Origin of the sequence: Streptomyces sp. NPDC005533 (assembly GCF_042871845.1) — a bacterium.
Classification (GTDB): Bacteria; Actinomycetota; Actinomycetes; order Streptomycetales; family Streptomycetaceae; genus Streptomyces.
Genome location: NZ_JBIAJH010000024.1, coordinates 117411 through 135918, shown reverse-complemented (window position 1 = coordinate 135918; position 18508 = coordinate 117411). Strand labels below are relative to the sequence as shown.

Genomic DNA, 18508 nt, shown 5'->3' with positions numbered 1-18508 from the left:
ACGCCCGGTTACATTCCGAACCCGGAAGCTAAGCCTTTCAGCGCCGATGGTACTGCAGGGGGGACCCTGTGGGAGAGTAGGACGCCGCCGAACAACCCGCCCTTTTAGCTCAGTCGGTAGAGCGTCTCCATGGTAAGGAGAAGGTCAACGGTTCGATTCCGTTAAAGGGCTCCGACAAAGAAGGCCCCCGCCATATGGCGGGGGCCTTCTTGCGTTTCCGGCTGTGTTTCCGGCGTTGTCAAGCCCCGACTTTCCGTGCCGTGACCCAGGAGCCCGTGCAGGGCGCAATGGAGTGGACAGACCGACCTCCTGAGCCGCAGAAGGACCCCTCTCATGACCATCGCCAGGATCCGACGCTTCGTCCTCGTCATCGTGATCGCCCTGGGCGCCGGCGGCGTCTCCCTGTGCTCCTCGGCGTCCGCCGCCCCGAGCACCGCGCCCACGCGGGCGACCGCCGACGCCGACGATCCCTTCGGCCGCTACGAGATCCTCAGAGACGTTGCCCGGGGAGGGTACGGCGGCGACATCGATTTCGGACTCGGTCGGGGCGGCGACCAGGGGGCCAACGGCGGCGACACCCATGCCGGGTCGACCGGGTCGCCAGGGGCGAATGACGCGGCACGCGGCGGCGACACCTATTCCGGGTCGACCGGCTCGACCGGTTCGAGCGACGCGGCCCGCGGCGGCGACACCGACTACGGTGGTGGCGGCGGCGAGCCCTCGAACGACATCGACTACGGCGGCTGGGTCGGCCCGCCCACCCGCGGTCCCGTCGTGAACTAGGCCGGATCGATTCCACGGGAGGAATCACCGGAGCCTGGAAGACCCGTCACTCCACGGCAGCATCGAGGAGAACCCGTGCCAGCTCGCGCGGCTGGGAGAACATCGGCCAATGACCGGTGTCCATCTTGATCAGCCGCCAGTGCTCGCTGTCCACCAGCTCGGCTACGTCTGCGTCGGGCTCGGCATCCTCGGGCTCGGCCCCCGCGAGCACACACAGGATGTAAGTCGCGGGAAGTTCGCTGAGCGGCCTCGCCAGCACGGCGGGCTCGGTCAGCGTGGCGCCCGGGTGAGGCGTCGAGCCGCGGACGAGGCGTGCGATCTGCTCATCAGTGAGACCCTCGCCATCGTAGTGAGAAGCCGGCGGGACCGGCCAGAACCCTCCGTTTTCGGCGATCGAGGCCGTTACCGCCGTGCCGCCGTCCGGCCAGGCGGAGACAAACGACTCGCCGTCAGTGGGAACATTGGAGTCCACGAACACCGCGCGTGCCAACCGGTCCCCGATCCGCTCCGCGGCCTGACCGACTGGAATGCCCGAGTAGCTGTGACCCACCAGGACCACATCACGCAGGCCCTGGCGCTCCACCTCGGCAACGATGTCCTGGACGTGAGTCGCTTGCCCCGCCGGGACACCCCGCTTGTCGGCAAGGCCTGAGAGGGTCAACGGGTACACGCCGTGGCCGGCCGCACGCAGGTACGGCGCCACCTCGTCCCACGCCCACGCCCCGAGCCGTGCACCTGCAACCAGCACGAAATTGACCATGCTCGTACCGTAGCGGAGCAGCCTCACGCTCCCTGGAAAGTATTTTCGATATGCGTGCTAGTCGCCCGTGCGCTGTTCCGGGACGCGGAAGGCCAGGATGGCCATGTCGTCCGAGGCCGGCTCGGCCGCGAAGCGTTCCACGGCGCGCAGGACGCGCGAGGCGACCGCGCCCGCCGTGAGGCCCGTACAGGTGGTGAGGACCTCGGCGAGGCCGTCGTCGCCGAGCATGCGGGTCCCCTCGCGGCGCTCGGTCACTCCGTCGGTGACGCAGAGCAGGACGTCGCCGGGATCGAGGGTGAGGGTCTGCTCGTAGAGGTCCAGGTCCTCGATCACGCCCAGCAGGGGCTGCGGGTCCGCGGCCGCGTCGACCTGGCCGTTCGGGCGCAGGCGGAGCGGGAGCGGGTGGCCCGCGCAGACGACCTTCATGAGGGCTCCGCCGTCGGGCTGGGGGTGGAGCTCCCCGTAGAGGAGGGTGAGGAAGCGGCTGCGGGCGCCCTCGTCGAGGATGGCCGCGTTGAGGCGTTCGAGGACGGCCGGTCCGCCGAGGCCCTCGCGGGCCAGCAGGCGCAGCGCGTGCCGGGCGAGACCGGTGACCGCGGCCGCCTCCGGGCCCGTACCGCAGACGTCGCCGATGGCGAAGCCGTACGCGCCGTCGCGGATCGGGAAGACGTCGTAGAAGTCGCCGCCCACCTCGTTGCCCTCGCCGGCGGCGCGGTAGATGACCTCGACCTCCATGCCGGGGATGGCGGGCGAGCCGGGCGGCAGCAGGCTGCGCTGGAGGGAGCGGCTGATCGCCGTGCGCTCGGAGTAGAGGCGGGCGTTGTCGAGGGCGAGGGCGGCCCGGCGGGACAGGTCCTCGGCGAGTTCGAGGATCTCCTGGCGGAAGTGCTCCTCGCGCGGCTTGCCGAGGGTGAGCATGCCGATCACGCGGTTGCGGGCGAGGAGGGGCAGGACCACGGTCTCCCCGCCGACCGCGAGGGTCGCCTCCGTCCAGGGGCGGGCGCCGGCCTCACGGACCGGGTCGGGCGGGCTGACCCGGGAGAGCAGGGCCTTCAGGCCGTCGATGCGCTCCTCGTCCTCGTGGAGGACGTAGGAGAGGTACGGGTCCGAGGACTGGTCGGCGATCGTGTAGACGGCGCACCAGGTGGCGAGGGTAGGGACGGTCATCTGGGCCATGAGCGCCAGCGTCTGGTCCCGGTCGAGGGTGCCGGCCAGCAGGTCGGAGGCCTCGACGAGGAAGGAGAGGGAGCCGCGGCGCAGTCGTTCCAGCTCGCCGAGACGGGCGGACTCGACGGCGAGGGCGATGCGGTCGGCGGCGAACTGGAGGTGCAGCGCCTCTTCGTTGGAGTACCGGCCGGGGGTTTCGGCGGCGACGCCGAGGGAGCCGGTGAGCCGGCCCTCCACCTTGAGGGGGACGGTGACCGCGGAGCGCATGCCGGTGGCCTCCAGGAGCGGGACCGCTCCGGGGACCGCGGTGAGGTCGTCGTGGACGGCGGGCATGCGGGCCGAGCCGTACCGGTTGGTGCCGGCCTCGACGGGGACGCGGGCGAAGCGCTGGCGGGTGGAGGGCAGCCCCGTGGTGGCGCGGACCTCCAGCTCGGTCTCGTCGTCGGTGGCGAGCAGCAGGAAGGCGGCGTCGGCGTCGAGGAGGTCGCGGGCGCGTTCGACGGTGCGCTGGAGGAGGCCGTCGAGGTCGTCGGGGGCGGGCGAGCCGATGAAGACCTCGAAGGGGTCCGTGGGGCGCGGCTCGGTGAAGTGGCCGCTGTCGTTGACGGGCACCCGTACCGGGCTCTGGAGCAGTGCGCGCTCGTCGTCGTGGACGAGGAGGCAGACGGTGGACGGTTCGCCGTGGGCGTCGCGGACGCGCAGGTGTGAGGCGTAGACGGGGATGACGCGGCCGTCCGAGCCGCGGACCCCGTAGCTGCCCTCCCAGCGGGACAGGCGCAGGGCCTCGGCGATGCCGGTCCCGGTGCCGGGGGTCTGCGGCCAGGCCGCGAGTTCGGCGAGGGGGCGGCCGAGGGCCTTCTCCGCCGGGTAGCCGAAGACGTGCTCGGCGTCCTCGTTCCAGGCCGAGATGGTGTCGGCCGCGTCGATCTGGAGGACGGCGACACGGACCCGGCTGTCGGCGAGGGGGAGCAGGCGGTCCGGGACGACGGGGCCGGCGGAGCGGGTACCGACCGGCCGGTCTGGCAGGTCGAGACGGAACCACACGTGTTTGTGGGTGGCCGTGTACTCGACGCCCCAGCGGGTGGCGAGGGCGGCGCAGAGCATCAGGCCGCGGCCGTTCTCGCTGTCGGCATCGGCGTACGGGCGCTCGTCGGGGTGCCGGAGCGAGAGGTCGCGCTCCGGGTAGCGGTCGGCGACCTCGACGCGTACGCCGTCCTCGGTGCGCAGGCACAGGACCTCGGCCCGGGTTCCGGCGTGGACCACGGCATTGGTGACGAGCTCGCTGGTGAGCACCACCGCGTCGTCGACGATGTCCGCGAATCCCCAGCCCTGCAGGGTGTCGCGGACGAACGCGCGAGCGGCGGCGACCGAGCGCCCGAGGGGATCGAAGCTGGCAGCCGCCCGTGCCGTGATCACGAATCTCCTTCGACGCGGTTGGACATCGGTTGCCAGGTTACTTACCTTCGCGGTCGGCATGGTGCCGTCGTCCGGGAATCCACTCGCAGGGTACGGCGGGTGTGCGATGGTGCCGAAGTGTTATGGCCTGGTTCGGCCAGGGTGAAACACTGGGCAGGCTTGAAGAGCCGGGCAGTGGTACTCGAAGCCCGGCGGAACAGCGGTCGACCCTTTCGGGAGGGACACGGTGGAGTCTGGCGCAGCGGTGCGGCGTACGGGAACGCGGCCGAAGGGCGGCCGTCCCCGGCGCGGTGGCACGACGGAGGTCGATACCGCCGCGCTGAACCGGCTGCTCACGGCCCTGGTGTCGATGCGGGACGGGAACTTCCGCAAGCGGCTGACGGTGTCCGGCGAGGGCGTGATGGCGGAGATCGCCGCCGTCTACAACGAGGTCGCCGACCGCAACCTCCACCTGACCGGGGAGCTGTCCCGGGTGCGGCGGATGGTGGGCCGCGAGGGCAAGCTCAGCGAACGGCTGGAAACGGGCGCCTGTGAGGGCTCCTGGGCGGCCGCGATCGACGCCTCGAACCAGTTGGTGGACGATCTGGCCCGCCCGGTGTCCGAGGTGGGCCGGGTGCTGTCGGCGGTGGCCGAGGGCGATCTGGACCAGCGGATGGACCTGCGGACGCAGGCCGCCGAGGGGGCGGGGCATCCGCTGCGCGGCGAGTTCCTGAAGGTCGGGCGCACGGTCAACAACCTGGTCGACCAGTTGTCCGCGTTCACCGACGAGGTGACGCGGGTGGCGCTGGAGGTGGGTACCGAGGGCAAGCTCGGCGGTCAGGCCCAGGTGCGCGGTATGTCCGGTTCCTGGAAGGACCTGACCGACTCCGTCAACACCATGGCGTACCGGCTCACCGCTCAGGTGCGTGATATCGCTCTCGTCACGACGGCGGTCGCCAAGGGTGATCTGTCGCGCAAGGTCACGGTGCACGTGGCCGGCGAGATGCTCCAGCTGAAGAACACCGTGAACACGATGGTGGACCAGCTGTCGTCCTTCTCCTCCGAGGTGACGCGCGTCGCCCGTGAGGTGGGTACGGAGGGCGAGCTGGGCGGCCAGGCGAAGGTCCCCGGGGTCGCGGGGGTGTGGAAGGACCTGACCGACTCCGTCAACACCATGGCCGGCAACCTGACGGCCCAGGTGCGCGGGATCGCGCAGGTGACGACGGCGGTCGCGAACGGCGACCTGTCGCAGAAGGTGCGGGTCAGCGCGCGCGGCGAGGTGGCGCAGCTGGCCGAAACGATCAACCAGATGACCGAGACGCTGCGGACGTTCGCGGACGAGGTCACGCGCGTGGCCAGCGAGGTCGGGGCCAAGGGAACGCTCGGCGGTCAGGCGCAGGTGCCCGGTGCGGCGGGGACGTGGAAGGACCTCACCGATTCGGTGAACACGGTCTTCCGCAACCTCACGACGCAGGTGCGGGACATCGCGACGGTGACGACGGCGGTGGCCAACGGCGACCTGTCGCAGAAGGTCACCGTCGATGTGGCCGGCGAGATGCTGGAGCTGAAGAACACCGTCAACACGATGGTGGACCAGCTGCAGTCCTTCGGTGCCGAGGTGACGCGGGTGGCCCGCGAGGTCGGCGTCGAGGGCGAGCTGGGCGGTCAGGCACAGGTGCCGGGCGCGGCGGGGACCTGGAAGGACCTCACCGACTCGGTGAACACCGCCTTCCGCAACCTCACGGGGCAGGTCCGCAACATCGCGCAGGTGACGACGGCGGTGGCCAACGGCGACCTGTCGCAGAAGGTCACCGTGGACGTCTCGGGCGAGATGCTCCAGCTGAAGAACACCGTGAACACGATGGTGGACCAGCTGTCGTCGTTCGCCGACCAGGTGACGCGGATGGCGCGGGACGTGGGTACGGAGGGCCGGCTCGGCGGCCAGGCACGGGTGGAGGGGGTCTCCGGCACCTGGAAGGAGCTCACCGACTCCGTCAACTTCATGGCCGGGAACCTGACCTCGCAGGTGCGCCAGATCGCGCAGGTGACGACGGCGGTGGCGCGGGGCGACCTGTCGCAGAAGATCGACGTGGACGCCCGGGGCGAGATCCTGGAGCTGAAGAACACCATCAACACGATGGTCGACCAGCTCTCCGCCTTCGCCGAGCAGGTGACCCGGGTGGCCCGGGACGTGGGTACGGAGGGCCGCCTCGGCGGCCAGGCGCAGGTGCCCGGGGTGGCCGGCGTGTGGCGTGACCTGACGGACTCGGTGAACGGCATGGCCGGGAACCTGACCTCGCAGGTGCGCAACATCGCGCAGGTCGCGACGGCGGTGGCGCGCGGTGACCTGTCGCAGAAGATCGACGTGGACGCCCGGGGCGAGATCCTGGAGCTGAAGAACACCCTCAACACGATGGTCGACCAGCTCTCGAACTTCGCCGAGCAGGTGACGCGGGTGGCGCGCGAGGTGGGCACCGAGGGCATCCTCGGCGGCCAGGCGGAGGTGAAGGGGGTCTCCGGTACCTGGAAGGACCTCACGCAGTCCGTCAACTTCATGGCGAACAACCTGACGTCGCAGGTGCGCAACATCGCCGAGGTGACCACGGCCGTGGCCATGGGCGACCTCTCGAAGAAGATCACCGTCGACGCCAAGGGCGAGATCCTCGAACTGGTCACGACCGTCAACACGATGGTGGACCAGCTGTCCTCGTTCGCCGAGCAGGTGACGCGGGTGGCCCGTGAGGTGGGTACGGAGGGCATCCTCGGGGGTCAGGCCCGGGTGCGCGGGGTCACCGGCATCTGGAAGGACCTCAGCGACAACGTCAACACCATGGCCGGCAACCTGACGGCGCAGGTGCGCGGGATCGCCCAGGTCTCGGCGGCGGTCGCCAACGGCGACCTGACGAAGAAGGTCACGGTCGAGGCGCGCGGCGAGGTCGCGCAGCTCGCCGACACGGTCAACACGATGGTGAAGACCCTGTCCTCGTTCGCCGACGAGGTGACGCGCGTGGCCCGTGAGGTGGGTACGGAGGGCCGCCTGGGCGGCCAGGCGCACGTGCCCGGGGTCTCGGGGACGTGGAAGGACCTCACCGACTCGGTGAACTTCATGGCCTCCAACCTCACCGGTCAGGTGCGGCAGATCGCCATGGTCACGACCGCCATCGCCAAGGGCGACATGACCAAGAAGATCGACATCGACGCCCGCGGCGAGATCCTGGAGCTCAAGACCACCATCAACACGATGGTGGACCAGCTGTCCTCGTTCGCCGACCAGGTGACGCGGGTGGCCCGCGAGGTCGGCACCGAGGGCATCCTGGGCGGTCAGGCCCGCGTCCGGGACGTGGACGGCACCTGGCGGGACCTGACGGAGTCCGTGAACGAGATGGCCGGGAACCTCACCCGGCAGGTGCGCGCGATCGCTGCCGTGGCCACCGCGGTGACCCGCGGCGACCTGAGCCTGAAGGTCGACGTGGACGCGGCGGGCGAGATCCAGGTCCTCCAGGACAACATCAACACGATGATCGTCAACCTGCGCGACACCACCTTGGCCAACAAGGAGCAGGACTGGCTCAAGGGCAACCTCGCCCGGATCTCCGCCCTGATGCAGGGTCGCCGCGAGCTCGACGACGTGGCTTCGCTGATCATGAGCGAGCTGACGCCGGTGGTCTCGGCACAGCACGGCGCGTTCTTCCTGGCGCTGCCGGCCGGTGGCACCCCCGAGATCGGGACGGAGGGGGGCGCGGACGGCTCGTACGAGCTGCGGATGCGCGGGAGTTACGCGTACGCGGGCGGCCAGATGCCCATCTCCTTCCGGCCGGGGGAGGGGCTGATCGGGACCGTCGCCGAGGAGAAGCGGACGATCCTCGTCGAGAACACCCCGCCCGGCTATCTGAAGATCTCCTCCGGGCTGGGTGAGGCGCCTCCGGCGCACGTGATCGTGCTGCCGGTGCTCTTCGAGGGGAAGGTGCTCGGCGTCATCGAGCTGGCCTCGTTCACGCCGTTCACGCAGATCCAGAAGGACTTCCTCAGCCAGATCGCCGAGATGATCGGTACGAGCGTCAACACCATCAGCGTCAACTCCAAGACGGAGATGCTGCTGAAGCAGTCGCAGGAGATGACCGAGCAGCTGCGCGAGCGCTCGGACGAGCTGGAGAACCGGCAGAAGGCCCTGCAGGCCGCGAACGCGGAGCTGGAGGAGAAGGCCGAGCTGCTGGCCCAGCAGAACCGGGACATCGAGGTGAAGAACACCGAGATCGAGGAGGCCCGGCAGGTCCTTGAGGAGCGCGCCGAGCAGCTCGCGGTCTCGATGCGCTACAAGTCGGAGTTCCTGGCGAACATGTCGCACGAGCTGCGGACCCCGCTCAACTCGCTGCTGATCCTCGCCAAGCTGCTCGCCGACAACGCGGACGAGAACCTGTCGCCGAAGCAGGTGGAGTTCGCCGAGACCATCCACGGCGCGGGTTCGGACCTGCTACAGCTGATCAACGACATCCTCGACCTGTCGAAGGTCGAGGCCGGGAAGATGGACGTCTCGCCGACCCGGATCGCGCTCGTGCAGCTCGTGGACTACGTGGAGGCCACCTTCCGGCCGCTGACGGCGGAGAAGGGCCTGGACTTCTCGGTCCGGGTCTCCCCGGAGCTGCCCGCCACCCTGCACACCGACGAGCAGCGGCTCCTCCAGGTGCTGCGCAACCTGCTGTCGAACGCGGTGAAGTTCACCGACGGCGGGGCGGTGGAGCTGGTGATCCGGCCGGCCGGGGCCGACGTGCCGACGGCGATCCGGGAGCAGTTGCTGGAGGCCGGTTCGCTGCGGGAGGCGGACGCGGACCTGATCGCCTTCTCGGTCACCGACACCGGGATCGGGATCGCGGCGAGCAAGATGCTGGTGATCTTCGAGGCGTTCAAGCAGGCGGACGGGACGACGAGCCGCAAGTACGGCGGCACGGGCCTGGGCCTGTCCATCAGCCGGGAGATCGCCCGGCTGCTCGGCGGGGAGATCCACGCGGCGAGCGAGCCCGGCCGCGGGTCCACCTTCACGCTGTACCTGCCGCTGCACCCGAGCGAGCTGCCTCCGCAGGGGTACGCGCCGCCCACGCCCGGCGGTGGCCGCGGCGAGCTGTACCGCAGGTCCCTGGACGGGGCGCGGCCGGGACTGCCGTCGGCCCCGCCCGGGCCCGCGGCCGTACCGTCGGGGCCGGCCCAGCCGCCCCAGCCGGCGCGTCCCGCGCTGCCGGCCGCCGAGCCGGGCCAGAACGGCGGGGCCGCGCTGTTCCGGCGGCGGCGCAAGGCGCTGAGCGACCTGGAGCCGCGTACGGCGGTGCCGGGGCAGCCGAACGCGGTGCCGGCCGAGGACGGCTGGGGCAGCGCGGAGGACGAACTTCCGGTGGTGCCCCGGACGTACGACTTCCACGGCGAGAAGGTGCTCATCGTGGACGACGACGTACGCAACGTCTTCGCGCTCACGAGCGTGCTGGAGCAGCACGGACTGTCCGTGCTCTACGCGGAGAACGGGCGGGAGGGCATCGAAGTCCTGGAGCAGCACGATGATGTGACGGTCGTACTGATGGACATCATGATGCCCGAGATGGACGGATACGCCACGACCTCGGCGATCCGGCGGATGCCGCAGTTCGCGGGCCTGCCGATCATCGCGCTGACGGCGAAGGCGATGAAGGGCGATCGGGAGAAGGCGATCGACTCCGGTGCTTCCGACTACGTCACCAAGCCGGTCGACCCCGACTACCTTCTGTCGGTGATGGAACAGTGGATGCGGGGCAAGTGACCGCCGGGAGCGCGGTGCCTACCAAAGGGCCGACTCACTGGGGCCGGGGCGGTGTGGGATCCCGGTGGACGGGGAACCTTTCGCTCTCCCACCACGTTTCTGCTTCGTGCACAGTGACATCCTGGTGACAGGGTGTGGCGATCTCGGGACTGGGGCTACGATGACCGGCACAAGGACGGACGGCGCAAGGATGCCGTCCTCTGGGGCGGGGCCCGGCGCACAGGCCGGAGCCCGGAGCCGGGGAGGCCCCATGCCGGGGCGAGGAGGACAGGGCATGGTGCAGAAGGCCAAGATCCTCCTGGTCGACGACCGGCCGGAGAATCTGCTGGCGCTGGAGGCCATCCTCTCCGCGCTCGATCAGACACTGGTCCGGGCGTCGTCGGGGGAGGAAGCGCTCAAGGCGCTGCTGACGGACGATTTCGCGGTCATCCTGCTGGATGTCCAGATGCCGGGGATGGACGGATTCGAGACGGCCGCGCACATCAAACGGCGCGAGCGGACCCGGGACATCCCGATCATCTTCCTCACCGCGATCAACCACGGTCCGCACCACACCTTCCGCGGTTACGCGGCGGGTGCGGTCGACTACATCTCGAAGCCCTTCGACCCGTGGGTGCTGAGGGCCAAGGTCTCGGTCTTCGTGGAGCTGTACACGAAGAACTGCCAACTGCGCGAGCAGGCGGCCCTGCTGCGCCTCCAGCTGGAGGGCGGCAGCAGCTCCAACGGCGTGGACGCCAGCAAGGAGACGGCCGGTCTGCTGGCCGAGCTCTCCGCGCGGCTCGCGGCGGTCGAGGAGCAGGCCGAGGCGCTGACCAAGCAGCTCGGCGAGGACTCGGCCGACGCGGGCGTGGTGGCGACCGCCGCCCACCTGGAGCGCAAGCTCACGGGGCTGCGGCGGGCGCTCGACGCGCTGGAGCCCGGGACCGCCGGAGGGGCCGCGGCCCTGCCGTCGCAGAACTGACCGCGCGGGCGTCGGCTCTGGCGGTGCGTCACAGCACCCGCGGAGCCGACGACACGAACGGGTGAAGGGGTGGGCACGCGTGTCCACCGGCGCGCGCACCGGTAACCTCGGGCCCATGGCCTCAAGTACGTCCGGCAAGGGTTCCCAGAGCACCGCGGGCACCGCGAAGGGCCGCACCGGCCGTACGACGGCGCCGGCCAAGAAGGCGGCCCCCGGGCGCAAGCCCCCGGCGAAGAAGGCAGCGGCCACGAAGCGCGCCCCGGCCAAGAGGGCCGCGGCCAAGCCCGCGCCGTCCCCGACGGGGGGCGTGGTGCGGCTGGTGCGCGCGGTGTGGCTCGGCTGCGCGCACGCGGTCGGCGCCGTCTTCCGCGGGATCGGCCAGGGGGCCAGGAACCTCGACCCCGCCCACCGCAAGGACGGCGTCGCGCTGCTGCTGCTCGCCCTCGCGCTGATCGTGGCCGCCGGTACCTGGTCGAACCTGAGCGGTCCGGTCGGGGATCTGGTGACCATGCTGGTCACCGGAGCCTTCGGGCGACTGGACCTGCTCGTGCCGGTGCTGCTCGGCGTCATGGCGGTACGTTTCATCCGCCACCCCGAGCAGACGGACGCCAACGGCCGCATCGGCATCGGGCTCTCCGCCCTCGTCATCGGGGTCCTGGGCCTGGTCCACATCGCCTGCGGGGCGCCCGGCCGCGACGAGGGCACCACCGCGATGCAGAACGCGGGCGGGCTCGTCGGCTGGGCCGCCTCCAAGCCGCTGATCTTCACGATGGGCGCGCCGCTGGCCGTGCCCATGCTGGTGCTGCTCACGATCTTCGGGCTGCTCGTGGTCACCGCGACCCCGGTCAACGCGATCCCGCAGCGGCTGCGCAGGCTCGGCATCCGGCTCGGGATCATCGCCCCCAACGCCTACGACGAGGGGTACGGGGAGGCCGAGGGCGTCGCCGGGCGCCGGGACCGGCACGATGCGGAGCAGTGGCGGGCCCGTACGGGCGCGTCCGCCGGCGGCTCCGACGACCCGGCGGACGCCGCCGAGGAGGAGGCGCTCGCCCGGCGGCGCCGGCCGCGCAGGAGCTCCGTCCGGCCGGCCATGGACCGGGAGATGGACGCCGTCGACGTGGCCGCGGCGGCCGCCGCCGCACTGGACGGGGTGGTCTACGGCGGCCTGCCGCCCTCCCCGCTCGTCGCCGACCTCACGCACGGCATCTCCGGTGAGCGGGAGGGCGCGGAGATCACCGCGCCCGTGCCGACCGCCCGCGGGGCGCGCCCCGCGGCACCCGTCGCCCCCGAGGCCCCGACCGCCCCCGCCCCCGAGCCCGTGCCCGCTCCCGAGCCCGCCGCCGAGCAGCCGCACGCCACCACCGCCGCGGCCTCCGGGACCCTGTCGGTGCCGGACCTCACCAAGGCCCCGCCGCAGGCCCAGGCGCTGCCGCCGCGCGCCGAGCAGCTCCAGCTGCGCGGGGACATCACGTACGCCCTGCCCTCGCTGGACCTGCTGGAGAAGGGCGGGCCCGGCAAGACCCGCAGCGCCGCGAACGACGCGGTCGTCGCCTCGCTGCGCAACGTGTTCACCGAGTTCAAGGTCGACGCGGACGTCACCGGTTTCACCCGGGGGCCGACGGTCACCCGGTACGAGGTCACGCTGGGCGCCGCGGTCAAGGTCGAGCGGATCACCGCCCTGACCAAGAACATCGCCTACGCCGTGGCCTCGCCCGACGTGCGGATCATCAGCCCGATCCCGGGCAAGTCGGCGGTCGGCATCGAGATCCCGAACACCGACCGCGAGATGGTCAACCTGGGTGACGTGCTGCGGCTCGCGGACGCGGCCGAGGACGACCACCCGATGCTGGTCGCGCTCGGCAAGGACGTCGAGGGCGGCTACGTCATGGCCAACCTCGCCAAGATGCCGCACGTGCTGGTCGCCGGCGCCACCGGCTCCGGAAAGTCCTCCTGCATCAACTGCCTGATCACCTCCGTGATGGTCCGGGCGACCCCGGAGGACGTGCGGATGGTGCTCGTCGACCCCAAGCGGGTGGAGCTGACGGCGTACGAGGGCATCCCGCACCTCATCACGCCGATCATCACCAACCCCAAGCGGGCCGCCGAGGCGCTGCAGTGGGTCGTACGCGAGATGGACCTGCGCTACGACGACCTGGCCGCCTTCGGCTACCGGCACATCGACGACTTCAACCAGGCCATCCGGGACGGCAAGATCAAACTGCCGCCGGGCAGCGAGCGGGAGCTCAGCCCGTACCCGTACCTGCTCGTGATCGTCGACGAGCTCGCCGACCTGATGATGGTGGCCCCGCGCGACGTCGAGGACTCGATCGTCCGGATCACCCAGCTGGCCCGCGCGGCCGGCATCCACCTGGTGCTCGCCACCCAGCGGCCCTCGGTGGACGTGGTCACCGGCCTGATCAAGGCGAACGTGCCCTCGCGCCTGGCCTTCGCCACCTCCTCGCTCGCCGACAGCCGGGTCATCCTCGACCAGCCGGGCGCCGAGAAGCTCATCGGCAAGGGCGACGGGCTGTTCCTGCCGATGGGGGCGAACAAGCCGGTCCGCCTCCAGGGGGCCTTCGTCACCGAGGACGAGATCGCCGGGATCGTCCAGCACTGCAAGGACCAGATGGCGCCCGTCTTCCGGGAGGACGTCACCGTCGGGCAGAAGCAGAAGAAGGAGATCGACGAGGACATCGGCGACGACCTGGACCTGCTGTGCCAGGCGGCGGAGCTCGTGGTCACCACGCAGTTCGGCTCCACCTCGATGCTCCAGCGCAAGCTGCGGGTGGGCTTCGCCAAGGCCGGGCGGCTGATGGACCTCATGGAATCGCGGGGGATCGTCGGCCCGAGCGAGGGTTCGAAGGCGCGCGACGTCCTGCTGAAGGCCGACGAGCTGGACGACGTGCTCGCCGTCATCCGCGGCGAGGCCCATCCGTAATCAAATCGCGAGCAACCGTTTCCCTTGGGCCCACGTCCAGTTGAAGGGAGGTAGTGGCACCGCGCACGACCCCGCGTACGGCGTCGGTCCGCCACGCCGGAGCGGACCTCCCTTCGCCATTCGTATGGCGTATGAAGTGCACCCTCCGGTTGCTCCACCCTTTCGTCACCCCCCTAGACTGGACATCCAGCAGGTGGCTACACGCTCGAAAGGCGCCCACGTGTCCATCGGCAACGCCAACTCCCCCGAAGAAGAGCGGCCTTCGACCGACGACCGGTCCGAGGACCGCATCGTCGAACGACCCGTCGAGACCCCGTCCATCGGGACCGCCCTCAAGAAGGCCCGCATCGCCGCCGGGCTCACCGTCGACGAGGTCAGTTCCCTCACCCGCGTGCGCATCCCGATCGTGCACGCGATCGAAGAGGACGACTTCACGCGGTGCGGCGGCGACGTGTACGCCCGCGGTCACATCCGTACGCTCGCCCGCGCCGTCCACCTCGACCCGGTCCCCCTGGTCGAGAGCTACGACGCGGCCCACGGCGGCCGGCCGGCTCCCACGCCCGCCGCGCCGATGTTCGATGCCGAGCGCATCCGTCCCGAACGGCAGCGGCCCAACTGGACCGCGGCCATGGTCGCCGCCATCGTCGCCGTGATCGGCTTCGTGGGCTTCACCGCCTTCAGCGGCGGCGACGCGAAGGACAAGCGACCGGTGGCGGAAGGTTCCGCCGCCCCGAAGCCGGCAGCACCCCAGCAGACCGGGGGCAAGCCGGCCGCGCAGCCCCAGCAGACCCCGGTCGCGCCCAAGCCGGAGCCCTCGGACAGTGCGATCGCCGCCGCGCCCAAGGACCTCGTCACGGTCGTCCTGACGGCCGACACCGGCGAGAGCTGGATCTCCGCGAAGGACTCCACCGGCCGGCTGCTCTTCGACGGCACCCTCACGCAGGGGCAGTCCAAGACCTTCACCGACAAGGAGTCCGTCGACCTCGTGCTCGGCGACGCCGGGGCCGTGAAGCTCTTCGTGAACGGCAAGGAGATCAAGGACGACTTCCAGCCGGGTCAGGTGGAACGTCTCACATACACCAAGGCGGACCCTCTTCACGATCAGCCCCAGGCGGGCTGAGCAGAGGCCGCCCACGGGCGGAACAGGGAATTCCGGATCCCCGGGGTGCTGCGCCGCACCCCGGGGATCTTGCTGTACGGGGACTTGCGGCTGGGGCCGACGCCGGGACGAAGTAGTCTTGAGTCCATGCCCGAACGCCGTACCGTCGCCCTTGTCACTCTTGGCTGCGCCCGTAACGAGGTGGACTCGGAGGAGCTCGCAGGCCGCCTGGCGGCGGATGGCTGGGAGCTCGTCGAGGACGCCGCCGATGCGGACGTAGCCGTCGTCAACACCTGCGGCTTCGTCGAAGCCGCCAAGAAGGACTCCGTAGACGCCCTCCTGGAAGCCAACGATCTCAAGGATCACGGCAAGACCCAGGCGGTCGTCGCCGTCGGCTGCATGGCCGAGCGCTACGGCAAGGAGCTCGCCGAAGCCCTTCCGGAAGCCGACGGAGTCCTCGGTTTCGACGACTACGCCGACATCTCCAACCGCCTCCAGACCATCCTGAACGGTGGCAGCGTGGAGGCCCACACCCCGCGCGACCGCCGCAAGCTGCTGCCGATCAGCCCCGCGGAGCGGCAGAGCGCCGACGTGGCCCTTCCCGGCCACGCCCAGGAGCCGGCCGAGGCCCCCGCCGACCTGCCTACCGGACTCGCGCCCGCCTCCGGGCCGCGCGCACCCCTGCGCCGACGCCTGGGCAACAGCCCCGTGGCCTCGGTCAAGCTGGCCTCCGGCTGCGACCGCCGCTGCTCCTTCTGCGCCATCCCGTCCTTCCGCGGCTCCTTCATCTCCCGCCGCCCCAGCGATGTGCTCGGCGAGACCCGCTGGCTCGCCGAGCAGGGCGTCAAGGAGGTCATGCTGGTCTCCGAGAACAACACCTCGTACGGCAAGGACCTCGGCGACATCCGGCTGCTGGAGAGCCTGCTGCCCGAGCTGGCCGCGGTGGACGGCATCGAGCGCGTGCGCGTGAGCTACCTGCAGCCCGCCGAGATGCGGCCGGGCCTGATCGACGTCCTCACCTCGACCCCCAAGGTCGTGCCGTACTTCGACCTGTCCTTCCAGCACTCGGCCCCCGACGTGCTGCGCGCCATGCGCCGCTTCGGTGACACCGACCGCTTCCTGGAGCTGCTGGACACCATCCGCAGCAAGGCCCCGCAGGCCGGTGTGCGGTCCAACTTCATCGTCGGCTTCCCCGGCGAGAAGGAGTCGGACTTCGCCGAGCTGGAGCGTTTCCTCACCCACGCGCGGCTCGACGCCATCGGCATCTTCGGCTACTCCGACGAGGACGGCACCGAGGCCGTCGGCTACGACCACAAGCTGGACGAGGACACCATCGCCGAGCGGCTCGCGCACATGCAGCGGCTCGCCGAGGAGCTCACCTCGCAGCGCGCCGAGGAGCGCATCGGAGAGACCCTGGAGGTACTCGTCGAGTCCGTGGAGACCGTCGACGAGGACGGCGACGGTGCCTACGGCCGCGCCGCCCACCAGGCCCCCGAAACCGACGGCCAGGTCGTCTTCACGGACAGCACGGGCCTGGTGCCCGGGCGTATCGTCACGGCCAAGGTGGTCGGCACCCTCGGTGTGGACCTGGTGGCGGAGCCCCTGGGCGTGGATCTTGAGGAGGCGGCCGGATGACCGGAGTCCCGGCATCTGCGGCGGGCGGGACCGATCGCCGGCCCGTACCCGGCGCGAAGCTGGGGGCCGCGGCGGTCGATCAGGCCAGCCTGTGGAACATCGCCAACATCCTGACGATGGTCCGGCTCGTCCTGGTGCCGGGATTCGTCTTCCTGCTGCTCGCCGAGGGCGGCTACGACCCGGCCTGGCGCGCCTGGGCCTGGGCGGCGTTCGCCGTCGCCATGATCACGGACATCTTCGACGGGCACCTGGCCCGCACGTACAACCTGGTCACGGACTTCGGCAAGATCGCCGACCCCATCGCCGACAAGGCGATCATGGGGTCGGCGCTGATCTGCCTCTCCTGGCTCGGTGACCTTCCCTGGTGGGTGACCGGGGTCATCCTCGGGCGGGAGCTCGGGATCACGCTGCTGCGCTTCTGGGTCATCCGCTACGGAGTGATTCCGGCCAGTCGCGGCGGCAAGCTCAAGACCCTGGCCCAGGGCACGGCGGTGGGCATGTACGTCCTCGCGCTGACCGGGGCGCTGGCGACCTTGCGCTTCTGGGTGATGGCGATCGCCGTCGTGCTGACCGTCGTCACCGGTTTGGACTACATCCGGCAGGCGGTCGTCCTGCGCCGCCAGGGGCTCGCGGCGGAGCGGGCCGCGCGGTGACCTTCGGGACGGGGGATTCCTGCCGGTGACCGGAGGCGGAGCGCGGACGTCCGGCCAGGCCGGCACGGGCGGATCGGTGGACCACGTGTTCGACCTGGCCGCGGAGGCCCTGCGACTGCTCACGGAAAGTGACCAGACGCTCGCCGTGGCGGAATCGCTGACCGGCGGCATGGTGGCCGCCGAGCTCACCGCGGTCCCCGGCGCCTCGCAGTCCTTCCGCGGATCCGTCACGGCCTACGCCACGGAGATCAAGCACCGGGTCCTCGGGGTGGACGCGGAGCTGCTCGCGGCGGAAGGCGCGGTGAACGCGCAGGTCGCGGCGGAGATGGCGGCCGGGGTGCGGCGGGTGATGGGTGCTTCGTGGGGAATTGCGACCACCGGGGTGGCCGGTCCGCAGCCGCAGGACGGGCAACCGGTGGGCACGGTTTACGTCGCGGTGGACGGCCCGGGGGGCAGGAAAACGGTCCGGCTGAGGTTGAACGGCTCCCGTGCGGAAATTCGTAGGGAGAGTGCACGCACAGTGCTCGAGCTTCTCTCAGGCCAACTCCGTGAGAATGCGCGGAGGCAGGATACGGAACAGAACGGGGGGATTTGATGTTTGCAGCCCTGAGTGAACACGACATCGCTCCCCGCACGGCCGCGGCGCGAGGCGGTACGGTGGGGCGTGAAGGATGCGGCTACACGGTCAGAGGAGGGAGCCACCGATGATTCTGCTCCGTCGCCTGCTGGGTGACGTGCTGCGTCGGCAGCGCCAGCGCCAGGGCCGTACTCTGCGCGAAGTCTCCTCGTCGGCCCGAGTTTCGCTCGGCTATCTCTCCGAGGTGGAGCGGGGGCAGAAGGAGGCATCCTCCGAGCTGCTCTCCGCGATCTGCGACGCGTTGGACGTACGGATGTCCGAGTTGATGCGCGAAGTCAGTGACGAACTGTCGCTGGCCGAGCTGGCACAGTCGGCCGCGGCAAGCGAACCGGTGAGCGTACCGGTCCGCCCGATGCTCAATTCGGTCTCCATGGCCTCGGTCACGGGTGGACCGGAGCGGGTGACCATCAAGGCGCCTGCGGAAGCGGTGAATGTCGTAGCCGCGTGAGCGAGCACGTGAGCGTGTGAGCGTGGTCGGAGCCCCGGCCGGTGCCTGAAGCACCGGCCGGGGCTCCCGGCCGTTCTGGGTGCGGCGCCGGGGGCGGTGCGGGAGGATGGGGCAGTCCGGGTCCCGGCCCTCAGGCTCCGTCTGGGGGGACCCCCAGGGAGGCAGCCGTGCGGCGGTCACCGCGCATACCTGCGGCATGGGCCCTCGCGCTGACGGTGGGGGTGCTGTGGTGGTGGGCCGTGCTGCGGCT

Annotated in this window: 11 protein-coding genes, 1 tRNA gene and 1 rRNA gene; 11 read left to right on the top strand and 2 right to left on the bottom strand. The window is 70.7% G+C overall.

What is annotated here, in order from left to right:
* The 3 genes from rrf to ACFYP3_RS23990 all read left to right on the top strand — a co-directional run.
* Positions 1–93: ribosomal RNA gene (rrf, locus tag ACFYP3_RS24000) — 5S ribosomal RNA — on the top strand; the annotation flags it as partial.
* Positions 94–98: 5 nt separating this feature from the next.
* A tRNA-Thr gene (locus tag ACFYP3_RS23995) sits at positions 99–171 on the top strand.
* A 162-nt stretch (positions 172–333) separates the two neighbouring features.
* On the top strand, positions 334–783 hold the full coding sequence (locus tag ACFYP3_RS23990) for a hypothetical protein (protein ID WP_388835993.1): 450 nt from the start codon (positions 334–336) through the stop codon (positions 781–783).
* Positions 784–829: 46 nt separating this feature from the next.
* On the opposite strand, the gene ACFYP3_RS23985 is transcribed toward ACFYP3_RS23990, so the two are convergent.
* Together ACFYP3_RS23985 and ACFYP3_RS23980 are read right to left on the bottom strand one after the other, a co-directional pair.
* A complete protein-coding gene (locus ACFYP3_RS23985; protein ID WP_388835990.1) occupies positions 830–1543 on the bottom strand; it encodes an alpha/beta fold hydrolase in 714 nt (237 codons plus the stop codon).
* 57 nt (positions 1544–1600) lie between these two features.
* Positions 1601–4186, bottom strand: a complete 2586-nt coding sequence (locus ACFYP3_RS23980) for a SpoIIE family protein phosphatase (protein WP_388835987.1) — start codon at positions 4184–4186, stop codon at positions 1601–1603.
* Between the two features lie 166 nt (positions 4187–4352).
* Here ACFYP3_RS23980 and ACFYP3_RS23975 point away from each other — a divergent pair, with 166 nt between their 5' ends.
* The 8 genes from ACFYP3_RS23975 to ACFYP3_RS23940 all read left to right on the top strand — a co-directional run bounded on the left by ACFYP3_RS23975 (position 4353) and on the right by ACFYP3_RS23940 (position 18258).
* Positions 4353–9887, top strand: a complete 5535-nt coding sequence (locus ACFYP3_RS23975) for a HAMP domain-containing protein (RefSeq protein ID WP_388835984.1) — start codon at positions 4353–4355, stop codon at positions 9885–9887.
* Between the two features lie 274 nt (positions 9888–10161).
* The gene (locus ACFYP3_RS23970) at positions 10162–10848 is read left to right on the top strand and encodes a two-component system response regulator (protein ID WP_388835982.1); all 687 of its coding nucleotides are present in this window, start codon (positions 10162–10164) and stop codon (positions 10846–10848) included.
* A 115-nt stretch (positions 10849–10963) separates the two neighbouring features.
* Complete coding sequence (locus ACFYP3_RS23965; protein ID WP_388835979.1) at positions 10964–13786, top strand: DNA translocase FtsK; 2823 nt, start codon at positions 10964–10966, stop codon at positions 13784–13786.
* A gap of 220 nt (positions 13787–14006) precedes the next feature.
* Positions 14007–14906 carry a helix-turn-helix domain-containing protein gene (locus ACFYP3_RS23960; protein WP_388835977.1) on the top strand — a complete coding sequence of 300 codons (900 nt, stop codon included), beginning with the start codon at positions 14007–14009 and terminating at the stop codon, positions 14904–14906.
* Between the two features lie 126 nt (positions 14907–15032).
* Positions 15033–16520, top strand: coding sequence for a 30S ribosomal protein S12 methylthiotransferase RimO (rimO, locus tag ACFYP3_RS23955; RefSeq protein WP_388835974.1), 1488 nt, complete (start codon positions 15033–15035; stop codon positions 16518–16520).
* A complete protein-coding gene (pgsA, locus tag ACFYP3_RS23950; protein WP_388835971.1) occupies positions 16517–17173 on the top strand; it encodes a CDP-diacylglycerol--glycerol-3-phosphate 3-phosphatidyltransferase in 657 nt (218 codons plus the stop codon). The genes rimO and pgsA overlap by 4 nt, the downstream gene beginning before the upstream one ends.
* An 85-nt stretch (positions 17174–17258) precedes the next feature.
* Positions 17259–17768, top strand: coding sequence for a CinA family protein (locus ACFYP3_RS23945; protein ID WP_388835969.1), 510 nt, complete (start codon positions 17259–17261; stop codon positions 17766–17768).
* Positions 17769–17877: 109 nt separating this feature from the next.
* Positions 17878–18258, top strand: a complete 381-nt coding sequence (locus ACFYP3_RS23940) for a helix-turn-helix domain-containing protein (protein ID WP_030012484.1) — start codon at positions 17878–17880, stop codon at positions 18256–18258.
* The last annotated feature ends 250 nt before the right edge of the window (positions 18259–18508 follow it).